Origin of the sequence: Peribacillus deserti, from assembly GCF_002863585.1 — a bacterium.
Classification (GTDB): domain Bacteria; phylum Bacillota; class Bacilli; order Bacillales; family DSM-1321; genus Paraperibacillus; species Paraperibacillus deserti_A.
The window spans coordinates 55203-72664 of the sequence record NZ_PGUY01000038.1 but is presented as its reverse complement, the minus strand read 5'-3'; the positions used below and the strand labels follow the sequence as shown (position 1 = coordinate 72664).

At 39.7% G+C, this 17462-nt stretch carries 16 protein-coding genes and 1 pseudogene; 6 read left to right on the top strand and 11 right to left on the bottom strand.

The annotated features are described in order from the left end of the window. Positions 1 to 230 precede the first annotated feature (230 nt). The 7 genes from CUU66_RS12605 to larB all read right to left on the bottom strand — a co-directional run bounded on the left by CUU66_RS12605 (position 231) and on the right by larB (position 7724). Positions 231 to 2006: a sigma-54-dependent Fis family transcriptional regulator gene (locus CUU66_RS12605; protein ID WP_101642686.1), complete on the bottom strand. Its 1776-nt coding sequence runs from the start codon at positions 2004 to 2006 to the stop codon at positions 231 to 233. 110 nt (positions 2007 to 2116) lie between these two features. Next, the gene (gene larE, locus CUU66_RS12600) at positions 2117 to 2926 is read right to left on the bottom strand and encodes an ATP-dependent sacrificial sulfur transferase LarE (protein WP_101642683.1); all 810 of its coding nucleotides are present in this window, start codon (positions 2924 to 2926) and stop codon (positions 2117 to 2119) included. Positions 2927 to 3105: 179 nt separating this feature from the next. Next, positions 3106 to 3327, bottom strand: coding sequence for a hypothetical protein (locus tag CUU66_RS23790; protein WP_142383726.1), 222 nt, complete (start codon positions 3325 to 3327; stop codon positions 3106 to 3108). A 289-nt stretch (positions 3328 to 3616) separates the two neighbouring features. After that, positions 3617 to 4963, bottom strand: coding sequence for a gluconate:H+ symporter (locus CUU66_RS12595; protein WP_101642681.1), 1347 nt, complete (start codon positions 4961 to 4963; stop codon positions 3617 to 3619). Between the two features lie 517 nt (positions 4964 to 5480). Beyond that, positions 5481 to 5951, bottom strand: a complete 471-nt coding sequence (locus CUU66_RS12590; protein WP_257967984.1) for a LarC family nickel insertion protein — start codon at positions 5949 to 5951, stop codon at positions 5481 to 5483. A 115-nt stretch (positions 5952 to 6066) separates the two neighbouring features. Then, complete coding sequence (locus CUU66_RS12585) at positions 6067 to 6966, bottom strand: LarC family nickel insertion protein (protein ID WP_101642679.1); 900 nt, start codon at positions 6964 to 6966, stop codon at positions 6067 to 6069. Then, positions 6963 to 7724, bottom strand: coding sequence for a nickel pincer cofactor biosynthesis protein LarB (larB, locus tag CUU66_RS12580; RefSeq protein WP_101642676.1), 762 nt, complete (start codon positions 7722 to 7724; stop codon positions 6963 to 6965). The genes CUU66_RS12585 and larB overlap by 4 nt, the downstream gene beginning before the upstream one ends. A gap of 1307 nt (positions 7725 to 9031) precedes the next feature. Between larB and CUU66_RS12575 the strand changes: the two genes are divergently transcribed. The 6 genes from CUU66_RS12575 (at position 9032) to CUU66_RS12550 (ending at position 15329) form a co-directional block, all read left to right on the top strand. Next, the gene (locus CUU66_RS12575) at positions 9032 to 9355 is read left to right on the top strand and encodes an ArsR/SmtB family transcription factor (protein WP_101642738.1); all 324 of its coding nucleotides are present in this window, start codon (positions 9032 to 9034) and stop codon (positions 9353 to 9355) included. Between the two features lie 20 nt (positions 9356 to 9375). Beyond that, the gene (locus CUU66_RS12570) at positions 9376 to 10341 is read left to right on the top strand and encodes a TIGR03571 family LLM class oxidoreductase (RefSeq protein WP_101642674.1); all 966 of its coding nucleotides are present in this window, start codon (positions 9376 to 9378) and stop codon (positions 10339 to 10341) included. A 31-nt stretch (positions 10342 to 10372) separates the two neighbouring features. Next, positions 10373 to 11380: an LLM class flavin-dependent oxidoreductase gene (locus CUU66_RS12565; RefSeq protein ID WP_101642671.1), complete on the top strand. Its 1008-nt coding sequence runs from the start codon at positions 10373 to 10375 to the stop codon at positions 11378 to 11380. A 156-nt stretch (positions 11381 to 11536) separates the two neighbouring features. Next, a complete protein-coding gene (locus CUU66_RS12560) occupies positions 11537 to 12562 on the top strand; it encodes an LLM class flavin-dependent oxidoreductase (protein WP_101642668.1) in 1026 nt (341 codons plus the stop codon). Positions 12563 to 12727: 165 nt separating this feature from the next. Then, positions 12728 to 13849: an NADH-dependent flavin oxidoreductase gene (locus tag CUU66_RS12555; RefSeq protein ID WP_101642666.1), complete on the top strand. Its 1122-nt coding sequence runs from the start codon at positions 12728 to 12730 to the stop codon at positions 13847 to 13849. Between the two features lie 451 nt (positions 13850 to 14300). Beyond that, the gene (locus tag CUU66_RS12550; protein ID WP_257967983.1) at positions 14301 to 15329 is read left to right on the top strand and encodes a zinc-binding alcohol dehydrogenase family protein; all 1029 of its coding nucleotides are present in this window, start codon (positions 14301 to 14303) and stop codon (positions 15327 to 15329) included. Between the two features lie 153 nt (positions 15330 to 15482). On the opposite strand, the pseudogene CUU66_RS12545 reads toward CUU66_RS12550, so the two are convergent. From CUU66_RS12545 to CUU66_RS12530, 4 genes and pseudogenes are all read right to left on the bottom strand, one after another. Further along, a pseudogene (locus CUU66_RS12545) lies at positions 15483 to 15690 on the bottom strand (IS3 family transposase); the annotation flags it as partial. 107 nt (positions 15691 to 15797) lie between these two features. Continuing rightward, entirely contained in the window at positions 15798 to 16097 is a 300-nt protein-coding gene (locus tag CUU66_RS12540) for a spore coat protein (RefSeq protein ID WP_026692008.1), read from the bottom strand. Positions 16098 to 16110: 13 nt separating this feature from the next. Further along, entirely contained in the window at positions 16111 to 16308 is a 198-nt protein-coding gene (locus CUU66_RS12535) for a hypothetical protein (protein ID WP_101642662.1), read from the bottom strand. A 14-nt stretch (positions 16309 to 16322) separates the two neighbouring features. Further along, positions 16323 to 17459 (bottom strand): zinc-dependent alcohol dehydrogenase, encoded by a 1137-nt coding sequence (locus tag CUU66_RS12530; RefSeq protein WP_101642660.1) that lies wholly within the window; start codon positions 17457 to 17459, stop codon positions 16323 to 16325. Positions 17460 to 17462 lie beyond the last annotated feature (3 nt).

The window sequence follows — 17462 nt, the reverse complement described above, 5'->3', positions numbered from 1 at the left end:
TTTCGGTTTGCTAGATAAGGATTCAATTTAATTTAAAATTACTCACATTCAGTTTAGGTTTTTCCTAACCACAATATTATGCTACTTTGGCTATCTAAAACGCTTACAAACTTACTATTAAATAATAAATTAAAATGTTGCATTTAGCAATGAATTTATATAAAAACTGTTTCACAATGTAAAATGTGATGTTATTTGCAACACTCTCATTTAGTACAATAAAACGCAAGCTATGATTTTAGCTTGCGCCATAATGTAGAACGATTAATTCCTAAACGTTTAGCTGCTTTTGATTGATTTAATCCTTCCTCTTCAAGGACTTTTGTAATCACTTGTTTTTCAATTTCTTCTAAAGTACCGCTAATATCTATATAAGATAATGGATTGTTATAATGCTCCTGCTCCTCTAATCGTTTTAAGACGCTTTCTACATCTTCCTTCTCGATATAATAAGAGTTTGTTTGGAGAAATAATTGTTCAATTACATTTTTAAGCTGTTCTACATTTCCGGGCCAATTAAATTTCGCGATTTGCTCTAATGCATCCATTCGAATCCCAACCACTTCATTGCCATATTTGGGGTGCAATTCAGAAATAAATACATGAACTAAATCCTCAATATCCTCTCTTCGTTCCCTTAAAGGGGGTATATAAATTTGTAATTGCCCCAATTCCTTATACAAATCACGATTAAAAGTTCCGTTTTTAACCTTTTCTTCAATATTGCTCTCAGAAGACACTAACCACTGCAGATTTTTAGTATTTCCATCCGTCACAATAAGATATAATTCCTTTTGCATATCGTGGGTCAATTTATCAATATTCTTTAAGTAAATTACTCCATCGGCGTGTTTTTGATTAAAGTCCTCGTTCATTAAAGCTTTCAGCTGATCGGCACTTAATAAGTCGCAGTGCAGTACAATAAACGGTTCATCCATTCTTTTTCGTTTGGAATAAATGGAGTGGGCAACTAATTCTTTTCCAATACCCTTTTCCCCGCAAATCCACACTGGTGCTCCATTTTTACCGCATTCCTCAATTTGCTTTATGACATTCTGAATCATAACGCTTTTTCCGGAAATAGGGATATATGAAGGGGAAGCGTGAAACTCTATGGCTTTCAGATGCACGCCCCCATCCTGTGGGATAGCTTGATTAGAAATGTTTTTTTCAAAAAATAATACTGCTGCATCATCTTTGGGACAGGCTGAAATGTTCCAGAATGAATGATCGAAGTGAACGGTTTTTGTTTGCCTCTCATGTGATAATACAGTTTCCTGGATCAACTTCTTAATATCCGCTGAATTCTCTAACTTCATCCAAAGAAATTCTTTATGAAAACATTCATTCCCATAAACAAATTTCGCTTCTCTGTTAAAAACCCCTATGGCTTGATCGCTGCAGTCGAGAATGGATTGAAATAAAGAAACGTCCAGTTGAAGCCGCGAGAATATGCTATATGACCTTCTCGCTTCTTCTAATGCATCAATAATAGCTTCCTTTCCTGAAGTAATTAGCACTCCTTCGAGCCCCAATTGCTTAGCAGTTTGTACTGTAACCACATCTCCGATTACGACTTCATAGCCATGTTCTTTTAACTTCGATAATTTTTCTGTTACCTCAATATCTTTTGCAATCGTTAATGTTTTAATATCTAAATCAAGAAGCTTACATATCGTAGCGGCACCTTGTGTAATATTAGTGAATCCAACAATAGCAGCTTTTCGTGAGAATCCTTTTACAAGTGTTATGATGCGTAAGACATCATAGCCAGATACCTGAATGTCAATGACTGGTATAGATACTGCCTCTTGAATCATGGATGCTGTACCGCCGCGGCTTATGATAAAATGATAGCCATTATTCTCCGCAGCCTTAGCGATAGCCACTCCTTCATATAAATTCCCTAATTCAATATCTAATTCCATATCTTCCACTTCATGTTGGATCTCTTTCATCATTTCAAACAATCCCTTATAAGGGACAATAACCAATGCTTTAATCATTTTCTCCTTCCCTTTCTAAATACAAAAATCAGTCTGTTAATACGGAAAAATCCTCCTAAGCTTATTGACCTCAGAGAGGATTAAAAGTAATGTCTCTGAAAGGGGTTCCTTTAATTAAGGGTAGGTGCCAACACTTTATTCATGCTGCCGCTGACGTAGCCTTGAAGATCAAGAGTCACATATTTATATCCGAAACGCTGGAGGGCTTCCATGATTTCTTTGTGGTGTGTTAAAGCTAACTGCATATCTTGAGGTTCCACTTCAATCCTGGCAATTTCTTCATGGGTACGAACACGCACTTGTCTAATTCCGATTGCTTTTATAAAAGCCTCAGATTTTTCAACCTTTGTTAATTTTTCTTGTGTGATTTTTTCACCATATGCAATTCGCGAAGATAAACAAGCGAATGATGGTTTTTCCCAAGTAGGCAAACTTAATTGTTTTGAAAGCTCACGGATTTCTTCTTTATAAAGATTTGCTTCTTGGAGCGGGCCGCGAACACCATGTTCTTTAGCTGCACGTACCCCAGGGCGATGTTCGTTCATATCATCAGCAATTAAACCATACACAACATTTTCCAATCCCTGCTGATGCATGATTGGTACAATTTGTTCGAACAACCCATTTTTACAGAAATAGCAACGGTTCCGATCGTTTTCCACGTAGCCAGGAATATTAAGTTCAGAGGTTTCAATAACCAGGTGTCTTGCACCAATCATTTTAGCCAGCTTCTTAGCTTCTTCTAATTCACTTGAAGGGTATGTTTCAGAATCAGCTGTAACAGCCAAGACTTTATCCACTCCTAGAACATCAACTGCAACCTTTAATAATAATGTACTGTCAACACCACCGGAAAAAGCAACAACAACATTGCCCATTTCTTTCAGGATCTCTTTCAATCGTTCATACTTATCCTTCATCTTAATTCCACCTCTATTTATACGAATTCTAATAAGTTTAGTAACTTTACCACTAAAAAAATCACTTATTCTTTTCAAAAGAACTAATATAAAATTTGCAAATTGCAACACTACTAAATTATAAGCGAACTTCTAAAAAAGGAAAAGCAGCTATTAAAGCGATTTCATTAAATGTCTATTTATATATTGCTGTTTTCTAAAAGATTGTTGTTTTTAAATGGTATTGTGATACCGAACTGTTGATAAGAAGTTGATCTTCGCTTCAGGTGTCGAGACTCTACATCCAGCTGCGAACTGCCACCTTCGTTCATAAGCCAGCCGCCATCGGGCAAAAGCATGCCTTTAGATGGCGGCTTACGCATAAGGGCGACTAAGCTTCTGTCTTCGCTAACGCTTGCCAATCAGCAAGTCTTCTTTATCAGGTGTCTGCCTTTCTAGTGTGATTCTACTTCTTAAATAAAGACCATATCATTTTTGTCTCAATTAAATTAGTTCGTGAAAAGAACCGTCCTCCGCTTTTATATCAGGTGAGCCCCGCGGAAAGCGAGCATCCTAGAGAAGAAATCAACAACTCAAATTGTTGGATAAATAGCAACAAAGTTTACAAAAACAGCTTTGTATTTTTATATTTGCACAGATACAAAAGAAACCACTTTATAGAGACTATAAAATGGTTTTCTTCAGTTATTTTTATAAGATTATATCTAATAATAGAGTACATACTAAGCCTGATACAGCAACAACAGTTGAAAGCACGGTATATGTCCCAAATGCCTCTTTCAAGGTCATACCTAAAGACTCTTTAACCATCCAGAATCCCGCATCATTCACATGCGATGCGATTGCACTGCCGGCTCCAGTTGCTAGTGCCACCAATTCCAAGTTTACATCGGGCATCGTACCAAGTGTCGGCAGAACTAACCCTGCTGCTGTTAAAGTGGCAACAGTCCCAGAGCCTAGGCAGACACGTAAAATAGCCGCTACAGTCCATGCAAAAAAGACAGGTGACATATTAGATCCTTCAAATATTTTGGCTACATAATCACCAACACCGCCATCAATAAGAACTTGTTTTAATGCACCGCCTCCGCCAATAATTAAAAGCAGCATGCCTAATGAATTGATGGCTGAAGAACAAGAATTCATTAAGTTTTTCATTGGCACTTTTCTGTTCAGTCCCATTGTATAGATTGCCAATAGTAAGGAAAGTACCATTGCAGTTGAAGAGTTCCCGATAAAACGGATCACTTTCACTAGCATATTATCTTCAAAACCGATAGCTGGTTGAATGATATCAACGGTAGCACCGATAGCCATTAATATAACTGGGAATAGCGCTGTAAATACACTGATACCGAATCCAGGCGTTTCTTCTAGTTTAAATGTTTTTTGTACCCCAAATGACTCACTGCCTTCTCTAGTCCAAGCAGTCGGCACAATCTTTTTAGCAAGCTTTGGATACAAGACACCTGCTAAAATAACAGTTGGAATGGCAACAATAATTCCATAAACTAAAACTAAGCCAATATTTGCACCATATTCGGCAGCCACAGCAGTCGGCCCCGGATGTGGAGGTAAGAACGCATGTGTCGCTAAGGCAGCGGTAACCATTGGAAGACCTAAGTGTACAATGGAAACTTTTAATTCTTTGGCAATGGAGAATATTATAGGAATTAATAATACAATGGTTACTTCAAGGAATAAGGCAATACCACAAATGAATGAGGCAAATAAAACAGCCCATTGAATTCTTTTTTCTCCAAATTTGTCAATTAAGGTAATCGCAATACGATTGGCGCCGCCTGCATCCGCAATTAACCTTCCTAGCATTGCCCCCATACCAAATATTAAAGCTATATGGCCGAGAGTCCCTCCTAAACCGCTTTCAATTGATTTGACAACATCTGTTAAAGGTATCCCAAGCGATAAAGCTACGATAAATGATACGAGGATTAACGAAACAAATGTGTTTAATTTAAAGCCCATAATTAAAATAATTAATAATAATACCCCTATTGCAATAATTACTAAAGGCATTTGTGCCCCCCCTAAACTTGTTGTGTTTTTTTATAAAAAGTGCTGCAACCTATTTCTTTTACCTATGACCTACCTTACGGTGTAATGTTTCTGCCCTTTACCAAATAACTCAAGCTTTTTTATCTCCATCTTCATAATTGCAAGTGCTTACATAAAAGGGTTGAAAATAAAGAATCAACTTTAGTTAATTGCATTGCGTTTTAAGAATACTGCTATAAAAGTTCTATTAACTTAACAGTTTGGTAAAGAGATAATATTGCAACACATGCTTCACTTTATGATACACATAATACAGAACCAAGCTGGAACTGTTGGTAATCGCATCACATTGTGAACGCTATCATTTTATCTTTTTTCGAATATTGTTGTCAAGAGGACATTTTGTTTTGTTTTTCAACAGTTATCAGTTAGGAAGGACAAATGCTCCTCTTATCGTTTATCTAACCTTTATCTCTTCTAAGGTCATTAAAAAAACGGATAAAGGTCTAAAACCCTTTATCCGTTTTCTAACATTTATTTAATCATTATTGATCGTTTTCCAAACCTGCTCATACACGCGTTTTAACGGGATATTATGAATTCTGGCAATTTCTTTACACTCTTCATATTCTGGAGCTACTTGTACGAGTTTTCCATCATAGTATCCTTCCTTAACTGTCAAAGGCCCCCAAGAAGTCTCGACGCTCTTAAACTGCCTTTCAAGCCGATGAACCGTTAATGGATAATAGCGGACACCCAATGTAGTTGTTTCTTTAAATAAAATTTCTTTCATTCTATCTATTTTATGACGTGTTAAAAGGAGTTGCAGTAGAACTCCCGGCCGATTTTTTTTCATATAAATAGGTGTATAAAATACATCATTTGCCCCTGCTTCAAAAAGTAAGTCCATAACATAACCGAGCCACTCTCCTGGCACATCATCCAGATTTACTTCCATCTTGACCATTTCTTCATCAATATGTTCATTGTTAGAAGGACTAGATTCCACGTTTATACTCCTCTCGTACATATTTATAGAAAAGGACATTAGCCATAGTCTTTTCATCTTTTTTTAGTGTTTTTTTCATATTTTGAAAAATCATATCTGTTTCCTTCACAATGGACTATTCTCCAATGATTACACGGAGAACATTTGGACGGTCTTTAAAGGTTTTTGTTCCGGCACCATATCCGATTGACTTTACTTCCATTGACGGAATTGTGCAAAATTCTTCTGCCAGTACAGCAACGATCGCTGCACCTGTTGGTGTTGTAAGTTCAAATCTTACATTACTTTGTTCGATCGGTACATTTTTCAATATTTCTAAGGTGGCTGGAGCAGGAACTGGATAAATACCGTGATCAATATGTATTTTCCCTGAGCCTACAGGAATGGATGAAGATTTTATTTTTTTTATGCCTAATTGATGAATTAAGATCGCAGCTCCGACAATATCAATGATTGAATCGACTGCACCCACTTCATGAAAATGAACGGTTTCTAAAGGAACACCATGGATATGTCCTTCCGCTTCACCAATTTTCCGAAAGATTTTCAATGACATCGCTTTCACTTCGACTGCTAATTCGGATAATTCAATCATTTTTATAATATCACTGTATGATCGGTGATGGTGGTCATGTCCATGGTGATCATCGTGATCGTGATGGTGATCATGTCCATGATGATGGTCATGTTCATGATGGTGATTGTGTTTATGATCGTGGTCATCTCCATGATGATGGTTATGTTCATGATGGTGATCATGTTCATGGTCGTGGTCATCTCCATGATGATGGTTATGTTCATGATGGTGATCAGGCTGTGCTAAAACTACATCAAATTTAGTACTTGTGATCCCATTCTTCACGATTTTTTTCCAAGTCAATTCATATTCATCTTCAAAATTTAGCTTTTTTAGTTCTTTCTCTAAAATAGACGGATCTGCACCTGCATCTAAGAGAGCTCCAATGAACATATCACCGCTAACCCCTGAAAAACAATCGATATAAAGTGTTTTCATCCCTTTTGGGCTCCTTTTTTTGCTATATTATCTATCAGTACAGCGTTGTAAGCAGCCCCAAATCCATTGTCGATATTCACAACACTGATGCCTGATGCGCAAGAGTTTAACATGGTCAGCAATGCTGACAAGCCATTGAAATTTGCACCATAACCAACGCTTGTCGGAACGGCAATTACCGGATGAGATACGAGCCCGCCAACTACACTTGGAAGAGCTCCTTCCATTCCTGCTACTACTACTGAGACCGTCGCTTGTTGTATTTGTTCAATATTATCAAATAAACGATGAATCCCAGCGACTCCTACGTCATAAAAGCGGCGAACTTCACTTCCTAATGCTTCAGCTGTAACTGCAGCTTCTTCTGCTACTCGTAGGTCTGATGTTCCAGCACAAACAATCGCAATATACCCTTCGTAAGGTTCCTTACTACTTGTTGTGTTCTCTTTCCAGAAGAGAATCTGTGCTATTTCATGATAAATAAATTCAGGATGCTCACGAAGAATATAATCAGCTTTTTCTTTTGAAATTCGTGTAACTAACACATCATTATTATTAGATCTAATAGCCTTAATAATAGAGAAGATTTGTTCTTTAGTCTTCCCTTCTCCATAAATCACTTCTGGGAATCCTTGGCGATTCTTCCGGTGATGGTCAACTTTTGCAAAACCTAAATTCTCATATGTGGCTAACTTTTCCTTAGCTTCCGAAACACTTAATTTGCCCTCTTGGACTTGCCTCAATACCTCTTCCATCATAAGTTTCACTCACCTTAAAGGATCTTGTTCGATTCAAACGACACCTATTATTTTCTTGGTCTTCTTCAAAAATAATTCAAAAGTACTTTAAAATTATTATTATCTAAAATAACATACTTTTTGAACATGTCTGTATAAATTCAGTTTTTTCCAGCTGAGACCTTTTTCGTCTTCTGCTTAAATGGACTAATCTACACTAGAAAGTTTAATAGTCTTCATCTTGTCTTGCAACATTACCCCGACCTTTTTCAGCATTCAACTGTATTATGAGATCTCAAGCGCCATTTTCTGCATTTTATTATATCTAAGATTTTTTTAAAAGGGAAAATTATAATTCCCATTTTTCACATGTTAGAGAGCTATTAATGAAATGCTTTTTATGCTTGCCTATTTTTATTACTGGGAAAGCCAAGGATCTACTTCAGTAACTTCAGCACAATATAACAATATAAGATTTAGTTTCGACGGAACATAAACCTAATTAATATGACCATGTCTATGTGCCAGTCTTATATCAATGTATGAAAACTATGATAAGGCTCACCGTACCTATGCAAACGGTAAACAAAAAATTTATCAATCATAACTAAGCTATTCACTAACTTTTGAAACATTTTTAATAACATTAGGTAAGTTAATAGTTGTACTATTGTTGATCTTTCTGAGAACCATTTGAAGAAGTTTCTCTATAGAATCTTTGCCAGGATACTCTTGCCAATCTTCTTCCTGCGTTTTATATAATGATGGACCTCCAATTATGGAACAGCCTTTTGGTCTTGATATAAATATAAATTCAAAAGGAATTTCTCAGGAATATTTTTTTGAATTTGGTGAATTGTATATAAAGGTAGCACCAAAATCATGAATAGCATGTCCTTGACCAAGTATTTCATTTACCCTTCCATTCCCCTTCAACCCTAATCCTGCATAAATCATTTCCTAACCTACCTACTCGATAATTGAAATTCACATAATATGCTTGTTGCGCCCAGTGCCTTCAGATGAAATTCGACCAATTGCTGGACCAACTTTTTCTTCTTGTATACCATTCCAAACCATTTAAAAGATAGGAAAAATCAGCCTCATCTCCCGGCACCTGTTCTCTAAGCTAAGTTGTGTAGTTCCTTTATAGCCGTTTCCCGGTCCTGTATAAAGCATAAAATTTGATTTTGGGTATAAAGGAACATAATATAGAGATATCGCAAATTACCGATATCCTTTTGTTCGATTAGTTTATACGCATTCCAAGCAAAATAAATTTTAATAAGATCAGAAAGGGGCGGGCACCGTTGAATCGGGAATCAAATATCCTAAATGACGAACAGGCAGTTGAAATTTTCAAGGCTCTGTCAAATCAAATACGAGTAAATATTCTTCAAATGTTGAAAGAACCTGATAATAATTTTTCCCCGCAGGCTCATGTTATAAAAGAAAAAGGCTTTGATGGCGGTGTTTGTGTTAGTGATATTCGCATCAAAGCAGGGCTATCACAGTCCACCACCTCCCAGTATTTGTCCATCCTATTGCAAAGCGGGCTGGTGGAAATGAAGCGAATCGGACAATGGACTTATTATCGACGCAATCAGAAAACCATTGAACAGTTTGAAAAGTATATAGGCTTAAAAATATAACCGTTTAAGGAGGGCCAAGAGTGAGTTTTCAACATCATCGTGCCTATAACAGCATGTACCAGAAAGACAAAATGACACTCGGATTTACCCTCCCGACTGCCAGGATGTCTAAAAATCCGATTATGGAGAATCAGCTGGAGCTTGCCCGTAAAATTGAGGAATATCGCTTTGCTTCATTATGGCTCCGTGATATTACGATGCAGAATTTGAATATTGATGATAACGGCCAAAAGTACGATTTATGGATTTATTTGACGTATCTTGCTGCCTATACGAAGCACATTGCGTTAGTGACAGGAAGTGTAGTTCTCCCTTTGCGCCACCCCGTCAGGGTAGCCAAGGAAGCTGCATCCATTGATGAATTGTTTCCAGGCCGATTGATTATGGGGGTGGCATCAGGGGACAGGGAAAAAGACTTTACAGCTTTAGGGATATCTAAGCAAGAAAGCGGCCCGTTGTTTAAAGAAAATTTTGAAATTCTCGACCGGCTGTTAAAAGAGGATCAGCCGACAATCCACAGCAACAGAGGGCTGATTGATGGTACAGATATGAGGTTAATCCCAAAGCCTGTATCTTCAATTCCGACCATGGTGACTGGATTTAGTAATCAGTCTATCAATTGGATAGCCAGGAATGGGGATGGGTGGCTTCAATACCCAAGAAGCATTAATCAACAGGCGCAGCTTATCCAGGATTATCGTGCTTTAACTGAAGTTCATGCTCCAGGAGATTTTAAACCCTTCTCTCAAAGCTTGTTCATCGATTTATTGGAAAATCCCGATGCAATGCCTGTCCCCATACCCTTAGGCTATTCCGTAGGAAGAAACCGTTTAGTTGATCTGCTTCATCAATTTCAAGCGATTGGCGTCAACCATTTGGCGTTTGTTCTGTATTTTTCCAAGCGCCCTCCAGAGGAAGTAATCCAGGAACTTGGAGAATTTGTTTTACCCTACTTTCCAACCCATAAAGGTACAGGCCAGCTTTAAAAAATTCAATTGTATAAAAGGAGGATGAATGATGACAAAGAAAATACAACTTTCAGTACTAGATCCCTCCCCAATTGTCGAGGGAGGATCAGCCGAACTTTCCCTTCGAAACACGCTTGATCTAGCAAAGAAAACAGAGCAGTGGGGATATAAACGGTTTTGGCTTGCTGAACATCATAATTGGGCAGGAATGGCGAGTTCAGCATCCCCAATCGTTATTGGACGAGTAGCCTCTGTCACGGAAAAAATGCGTATTGGATCAGGCGCAATGCTGCTTTCCCATTATTCTCCTCTTTCCGTGGCTGAGCAATTTGGAACATTGGAAACCTTCTTCCCTGGCCGGATCGACCTTGGATTGGGGCGGGCCCCCGGTACCGACCAATATACAGCAAATGTATTGCGGCAGCGGGTTGCTGGTGAACCTGAATTTGAAGCCCGGCTTCAGGAGCTTATCGCCTATCTTTATGGTACAGGAACAGCCACTGAGGATGGTTCATTTAGTTTTCACGCCATTCCCGGCGAAAAAACAAATGTGCCTATTTGGCTGTTAGGTTCAGGGTTTTATAGTGCACAATTGGCTGGAATACTTGGGTTACCATTCTCTTTCGCGGGACATTTTGCTCCGGGTAACATGATGGAGGCCATAAAACTGTACCGGGATTATTTTCGTCCGTCTCAATTTTTGGAGGAGCCTTATGTAATGTTAGCCGTTCAAGTGGTGGCTGCTGATGAAAAACAGGAGGCAGAAAGGCTTGCCACTTCGATGTATCAAAAATTTCTTTTGTTAACCCGCGGACAGCCTTCGCCCATTTTGCCTCCTGTTGATACTATGGACGAGCTTTGGAACGATAATGAACGCAGGGCGGTTGAAGAACAGCTTTTCACTTCCATTATCGGGGACCCTGCAGGTGTAAAGCAGCAGCTCCATGAATTAATAGAAAAGACTGACCCTGATGAAATTATGGCCCATACAGAGATTTTTGATCATAAGGCACGGCTGCGCTCTTATGAAATTTTGGCTCAGGCTGCAGTAAATTGAACAGTGTCTGGTCTAATAAAGGATGTATTTTCTGCAGATATTAAATGAGTTCATTAATGTGATTTAGATGGAAGCAGTACAAAGAAGACAAAGAAAACAATCTGTAAATTCTTATATAGGTTTGAAACGAAATTTTTAAAGAAAGAAGATGAGCATATGCCTGAAAATGATACAAAACAAATTACGGATATTCCATTCTCGGTCCTGGATCTCTCTCCAATTGCAGATGGAAGTACGCCGGCTGATTCTTTTCGCAATACGTTGGAGCTGGCCCGGCTCGCAGAAAAGCTAGGGTATAACCGATATTGGCTCGCTGAGCATCATAATATGCCATTTATCGCCAGCTCTGCAACATCGGTAGTCATTTCCCATGTTGCAGCAGGTACATCAAAAATCCGGGTAGGTTCAGGCGGCATTATGCTGCCGAATCATGCACCTCTTGTTATTGCTGAGCAATTTGGTACTCTGGAATCCTTATATCCAGGACGTATCGATCTTGGCTTGGGCCGTGCACCAGGCACTGATCAGCTTACCGCACGTGCATTAAGACGAGACTTGAGAAGTTCAGGAGAAGATTTCCCTGAGCAGCTGGCTGAGCTCCGGAATTACTTTGACCCTTCCCTGGCACAAGGATATAGCCATGTTAAAGCCATTCCGGGTCAGGGACTAAACATACCTGTTTGGCTGTTAGGTTCAAGCGGATACAGTGCCCAGCTGGCGGGAGAGCTTGGACTGCCGTTTGCATTTGCGAGCCATTTCTCGCCGCATAACACACTGCCGGCTATCCAGCTGTACCGCCGTTCGTTTAAGCCTTCTAAAGTTCTGGATAAACCGCATGCAATGGTAGGGCTAAACATCATTGCGTCTGATACGGATCAGGAAGCTGAGCGGCTTGCTACAACTTTGCAGCAGCAGTTCTTGAATTTGATGCGCGGGAAGGAAGTCCCATTGCAGCCGCCAGTGGATAATATTAATGATATAGCGAGCGATTATGAAATGGCTGCCCTTGAGAATCAATTAGGAACTTCGATTGTCGGCAGTCCTCAAACCGTAAAAGAAAAGCTGGAAGCGTTTATGCATGAAAGTCAAGCCGATGAAATCATGGCAATCGCCCAGATTTACGATCACAAGGCCCGCCTCCATTCCTATGAAATATTGGCTGAAATTACTCAGCTAAAATAGGTCAAAATTGGCCGACCTCATGGGCAAGCTTTTAATGTATCTCTATGAATTTTTTGTATAGTATATAAAAAGTATGGGTCAAAGAAGTTTTTGTAGTCAATGTATCCATTTGCTAAAAGGCAAAACCCTTTAACAAATTTGATGTAAACAAAAGGAGAAAAAAAGATGAACCCAAAATATGAAGCTGCTTTTAAACCATTTACCTTCCGTTCTGGAGTTGAAATAAAGAACCGTATTACTATGGCACCTATGACCAATACGGCGGCACATGAAAATGGTGAAGTATCAGACGAAGAAGTTGCGTATTATCAAGAACGTGCCGGGGGTGTAGGAGCGGTCATCACCGCATGCACATACGTCACCAGGAATGGCAAAGGATTCCCGGGTGAATTTGGTGCAGATTCCGATTCCCTGATTCCCAGTTTAAGACGTGTGGCAACAGCTATACAGGAAAAAGGTTCAAAGGCGATTTTACAAATTTTTCACGGCGGCAGAATGTGTCCGCCTGAAGAATTGCTCGATCGTCAACCAATTGCTCCGAGTGCGGTAGCAGCGGAACGGGACGATGCCGTGGTACCTCGCGAAATGACAGCAGACGAAATCGATGAAATCATTAAAGCATTTGGTGAAGCAACCAGAAGAGCAATCGAAGCTGGTTATGATGGAGTTGAAATCCATGGTGCCAATACGTATTTGATCCAGCAATTCTTTTCTCCACATTCTAATCGCAGAACTGACAAGTGGGGTGGAACACTGGAAAAACGTATGTCCTTCCCGCTTGCTGTAGTTGACGCTGTTAGAAAAGCAGTTTCAGACCATGCAACAAAACCTTTTATCATCGGCTATCGGTTATCGCCTGAAGAAAGGGAGAACCCTGGCATCACCATGGAGGACACGCTGCAATTAGTGGACAAGTTAGCGGACCAGGAGCTGGATTATCTCCATATTTCTGTCGGCGGCTTTTGGAACGGGTCAATCCGTGATGATAACGATGAGACATCCCGGGTTGTTATGATCCATGAACGTGTCGGCGACCGTGTTCCTGTAATGGGTGTTGGGATGTTGAGAACACCCGATGAAGTGATGAGTGCCTTTGAAACAGGTGTTCCTTTAATCGCTTTAGGGAGAGAATTGATAATGGAACCTCAGTGGGTACAAAAAGTACAAGCCGGTGAAGAAGAAAAAATCCGTACAACATTATCTAAAAAAGATCAAAAAGAACTGGCTATTTCTGATAAAATGTGGGAGTACTATACTGGCATCCCCGGCTGGCTTCCTATTGTATAAGGAGTTCGCTTATCTCATTCCATCTCTTAATCCTTGAATTGTTTAACAAAAAATGGGAAACGTGATGATAATGGTCCTTGCTCAGCAAGTATAAGAATATCCCTTATACCAAACAAGACGGAACATTATAAGGGAAACCATCTTAGTGGTTTCCCTTCTTTACCTGAGTATTAGAGCAGAAAATCAGCCATAGTTCATTTGTTTATGACTAAAAGTTATTGTTCATATAGATTCACAATAGACGCCGGATAGAAAGGGTTGGATCTAAAGTGAACCTGGGATTAAAAGATAAAACGGCACTTGTAAGGTTAAACTTCCATACTATTAACACCTCATTCACATCTATATAAATACTAAATTTCACTGATGCTTAGGAACTATAGGCTAATCGTAATTATTTTAAGCCACTACTCATAACGGGTATACTAATAAGGAAAGGATGTGTTTATTCATGAATACAATGAAGGCGGTAGGATTAACTCGTTACCTTCCAATTGACAATCCCCAAAGCCTGGTGGACGTAGTTGTAGAAAAACCAAAAGCAACGGGGCGAGACATTTTGGTCAAAGTTGCGGCCATATCGGTCAATCCTGTTGATACAAAGGTTAGAGCTCCTAAGGAAAGAGTTGAGGAAGTTCCTAAAATTCTAGGTTGGGATGTAGCAGGAGTCGTCGAAGAGACAGGACCGGACTGTTCATTGTTTCGTCCGGGAGATGAAGTTTTTTATGCTGGCAGTATTGCACGACAAGGCGGAAACAGTGAATACCATCTGGTCGATGAACGAATCGTTGGGCGCAAGCCTGCTTCCTTAAGTTTTGTGGAAGCCGCAGCTCTTCCCCTAACCTCCATTACAGCTTGGGAAGCGTTATTTACCCGAATGTCTATTTCCCAAGATCCGGGCGCTAACAAAGGAAAGGCTCTGCTAATCATTGGTGCAGCCGGGGGTGTAGGTTCCATTGCCACTCAGCTTGCAAAACAAGCGGGGCTTACTGTAATCGGGACTGCTTCCCGATCGGAAACTGTTAACTGGGTTAAATCAATGGGCGCGGACTATACCATTAACCACCATGACCCGCTCCTTCCACAACTTCAAGCAATTGGATTTACAAACGTTCCGTACATTTTTTGCCTGAATGCTTTGGAAAAACACTGGGCCGGTATTAGCGAAGCTATTTCTCCGCAAGGGGTTGTGTGCGCAATTGATGATCCAACTTCTCCGCTGGACCTCAAATTGCTTAAGCAAAAAAGCGTCACCTTCGTGTGGGAGTTTATGTTTACTCGCCCTGTTTACGAAACAGATGATATGATTGAGCAGCATCTATTGCTTAATCGTATTGCTGATGCTGTGGACCATCAAAAATTAAAGACAACACTGGCCGAAGTCCTTGGACCGATCTCAGCAGAAAATCTCCGTCAAGCCCACAAATTTTTGGAGAGCAATACAGCGATTGGTAAAATTGTACTAGAAGGTTTTGCTTAAAAACCTGTTTGTAGAGAGTATAAAAACAATGAGGTTTCCCGATAAACGGGTTACTCGATAATTGCAATTGGATTTAAATATAAAGCCGGCTGCTGATCTGAAGTGACCCCATAAAGTTAGACAGGTTAACTCAGGTTAGGCAGCTTGCAAGGTCTAAACTCGGTACTGAACCGGGCTCAGGCCTTTTAGTTTTGCCTTGATACGTTTGTGATTATAGGATTCTATATATTTTTCAAGTTCGAACTTAAAGCAGTGTTCTACACTTTCAAATTTCTTAAGATAGAGCAGTTCGGATTTCAGGATACCCAAGAAATTCTCTATAACCGTTGTCGTAACAGTTCCCCTTGCGGCACATACTTTGAGTATGCCAGTTTATTTGTGCGATGAACCATGGCATATATAACTGACAGTGAAAATCGAATGTAAGTCAAAATGAAAGGAGGCTAAGGGTCAGCCTCCTTTCATTGTTTATAGAGTTGGTAAATTTAATGCTGTATTGATATTTTGAACATCTAAATTGAATTGTTCATTCGGATTCCAAGCGTGGTAGTATCCTTTTTCTGTCAAATAAGCAGAGATTTGCTCATGCATATCAATCGCCTCCACTAAATGGCGGGTTAGGATTTCTTTCACTTCAGGTGTGCCTGATTCGGTAACTGCCATTGCATAATTCCTGACTCCGCTTTTTGCTGAAATCAATAAATCCATGGCAATTACTTGGTCAGAGAGTGCATTCATGCCAGTTAAATTTTCAATAATTGGATTCATATTATTCATCTCCTCACTGCTGCTTTGCGTTAGATAAAATAGAAGCATATTCCTGTAACTGTCTACTGGACACATCAATGTCCTGCTGCATAATACCTTGTAGCCTTTCATCCGTAACCAGGGCTTTCATAGTTTTGGACTTAGTTAAACAAGTGGTCTTAAATACAGCCATTTCATGGACCTCAAGAACTTCATGTAAGGCGTAATTCATGATAAACCTCCTTCTTATGGTTTCAATATGACTTTTATACAATTATCCATTTTGGTGTCAAAGATTTCGTAAGCATGCTTGGCTTCACTGAGCGGTAGAACATGAGTCACTACATCTCCCGGATCAATTTTGCCTGTTTGGACTAATTCAAACATATATGGCATATAGTGGATGACAGGGGCTTGTCCCGTCTTGATGGTAACATTGCGGTTCATAATATCACCCATTGGGAATCCATTATATTTTCCGCCATAAACACCTGTAACTTGGATTGTCCCGCCTTTTCGAACGGCCTGTGAAGCAATGATAAACGCACTAAATGCTCCGGCATGCAGTTTGAGGCCGCTTGCAAGGAATTCCATATCAGTCATTTTTCCATCCATGCCTACCGCATCAATGACAACATCTGCTCCACCCTTAGTGATTTCTTTCAGATGCATGCCTGTATTCTCATATTGTTCAAAATTTACGATTTCCACGTTGTTCGTACGTTTCGCATGCTGTAAACGATAGTCCACATAATCAACGGCGATCACACGTTTTGCACCTTTTAACCAGCAAAATTTTTGTGCAAAAAGTCCTACCGGACCGCAGCCCAGAACAATAACTGTATCTCCCTTCTTTACCCCCGCATTGTCAACAGTCCAAAATGCAGTAGTCATCGCATCCGCAATAACTGCAAGCTTTTCATCAGGTTCTTCAACCGACTCAGGGATTTTGAAATGAGTAAAGTTAGCAAAAGGCACCCGCAAATATTCTGCCTGCCCTCCTGGGTGACCGCCAGTTATTCCTGCATAACCGAAAAATCCTCCCATATCTCCGTTTTCATTGGAATTATCACATTGGCTTTCCAAATGGTTTTGGCAGTAAAAGCATTCACCACATGCAATGTTAAATGGAATAATTACACGGTCACCTTTTTTCAGCTTCGTAACCTCTGGTCCCACCTCTTCAACGATTCCCATTGGCTCATGACCAATGACATAGTTTTCCTGCAGATTAGGAATCATCCCATGTATTAGATGTAGATCGGAACCACAGATAGCTGAACTGGTTACTCTAATGATCATATCATCAGGCTTTTGAATCTTCGGGTCTTCAACTTCCTTCACTTCAACGTTTTTAATGCCTTGATACGTTACAGCCTTCATTCT

Excerpts from the sequence above, each read along its gene's own strand:
- CUU66_RS12605 (WP_101642686.1), bottom strand. The coding sequence starts at position 2,006 with ATGATTAAAGCATTGGTTATTGTCCCTTATAAGGGATTGTTTGAAATG.
- larE (WP_101642683.1), bottom strand. The coding sequence starts at position 2,926 with ATGAAGGATAAGTATGAACGATTGAAAGAGATCCTGAAAGAAATGGGC.
- CUU66_RS12565 (WP_101642671.1), top strand. The coding sequence starts at position 10,373 with ATGACAAAGAAAATACAACTTTCAGTACTAGATCCCTCCCCAATTGTC.
- CUU66_RS12560 (WP_101642668.1), top strand. The coding sequence starts at position 11,537 with ATGCCTGAAAATGATACAAAACAAATTACGGATATTCCATTCTCGGTC.
- CUU66_RS12585 (WP_101642679.1), bottom strand. The coding sequence starts at position 6,966 with ATGAAAACACTTTATATCGATTGTTTTTCAGGGGTTAGCGGTGATATG.
- CUU66_RS12595 (WP_101642681.1), bottom strand. The coding sequence starts at position 4,963 with ATGCCTTTAGTAATTATTGCAATAGGGGTATTATTATTAATTATTTTA.
- CUU66_RS12535 (WP_101642662.1), bottom strand. The coding sequence starts at position 16,308 with ATGAATTACGCCTTACATGAAGTTCTTGAGGTCCATGAAATGGCTGTA.
- CUU66_RS12540 (WP_026692008.1), bottom strand. The coding sequence starts at position 16,097 with ATGAATCCAATTATTGAAAATTTAACTGGCATGAATGCACTCTCTGAC.
- CUU66_RS12555 (WP_101642666.1), top strand. The coding sequence starts at position 12,728 with ATGAACCCAAAATATGAAGCTGCTTTTAAACCATTTACCTTCCGTTCT.
- larB (WP_101642676.1), bottom strand. The coding sequence starts at position 7,724 with ATGATGGAAGAGGTATTGAGGCAAGTCCAAGAGGGCAAATTAAGTGTT.
- CUU66_RS12530 (WP_101642660.1), bottom strand. The coding sequence starts at position 17,459 with ATGAAGGCTGTAACGTATCAAGGCATTAAAAACGTTGAAGTGAAGGAA.
- CUU66_RS12550 (WP_257967983.1), top strand. The coding sequence starts at position 14,301 with ATGAATACAATGAAGGCGGTAGGATTAACTCGTTACCTTCCAATTGAC.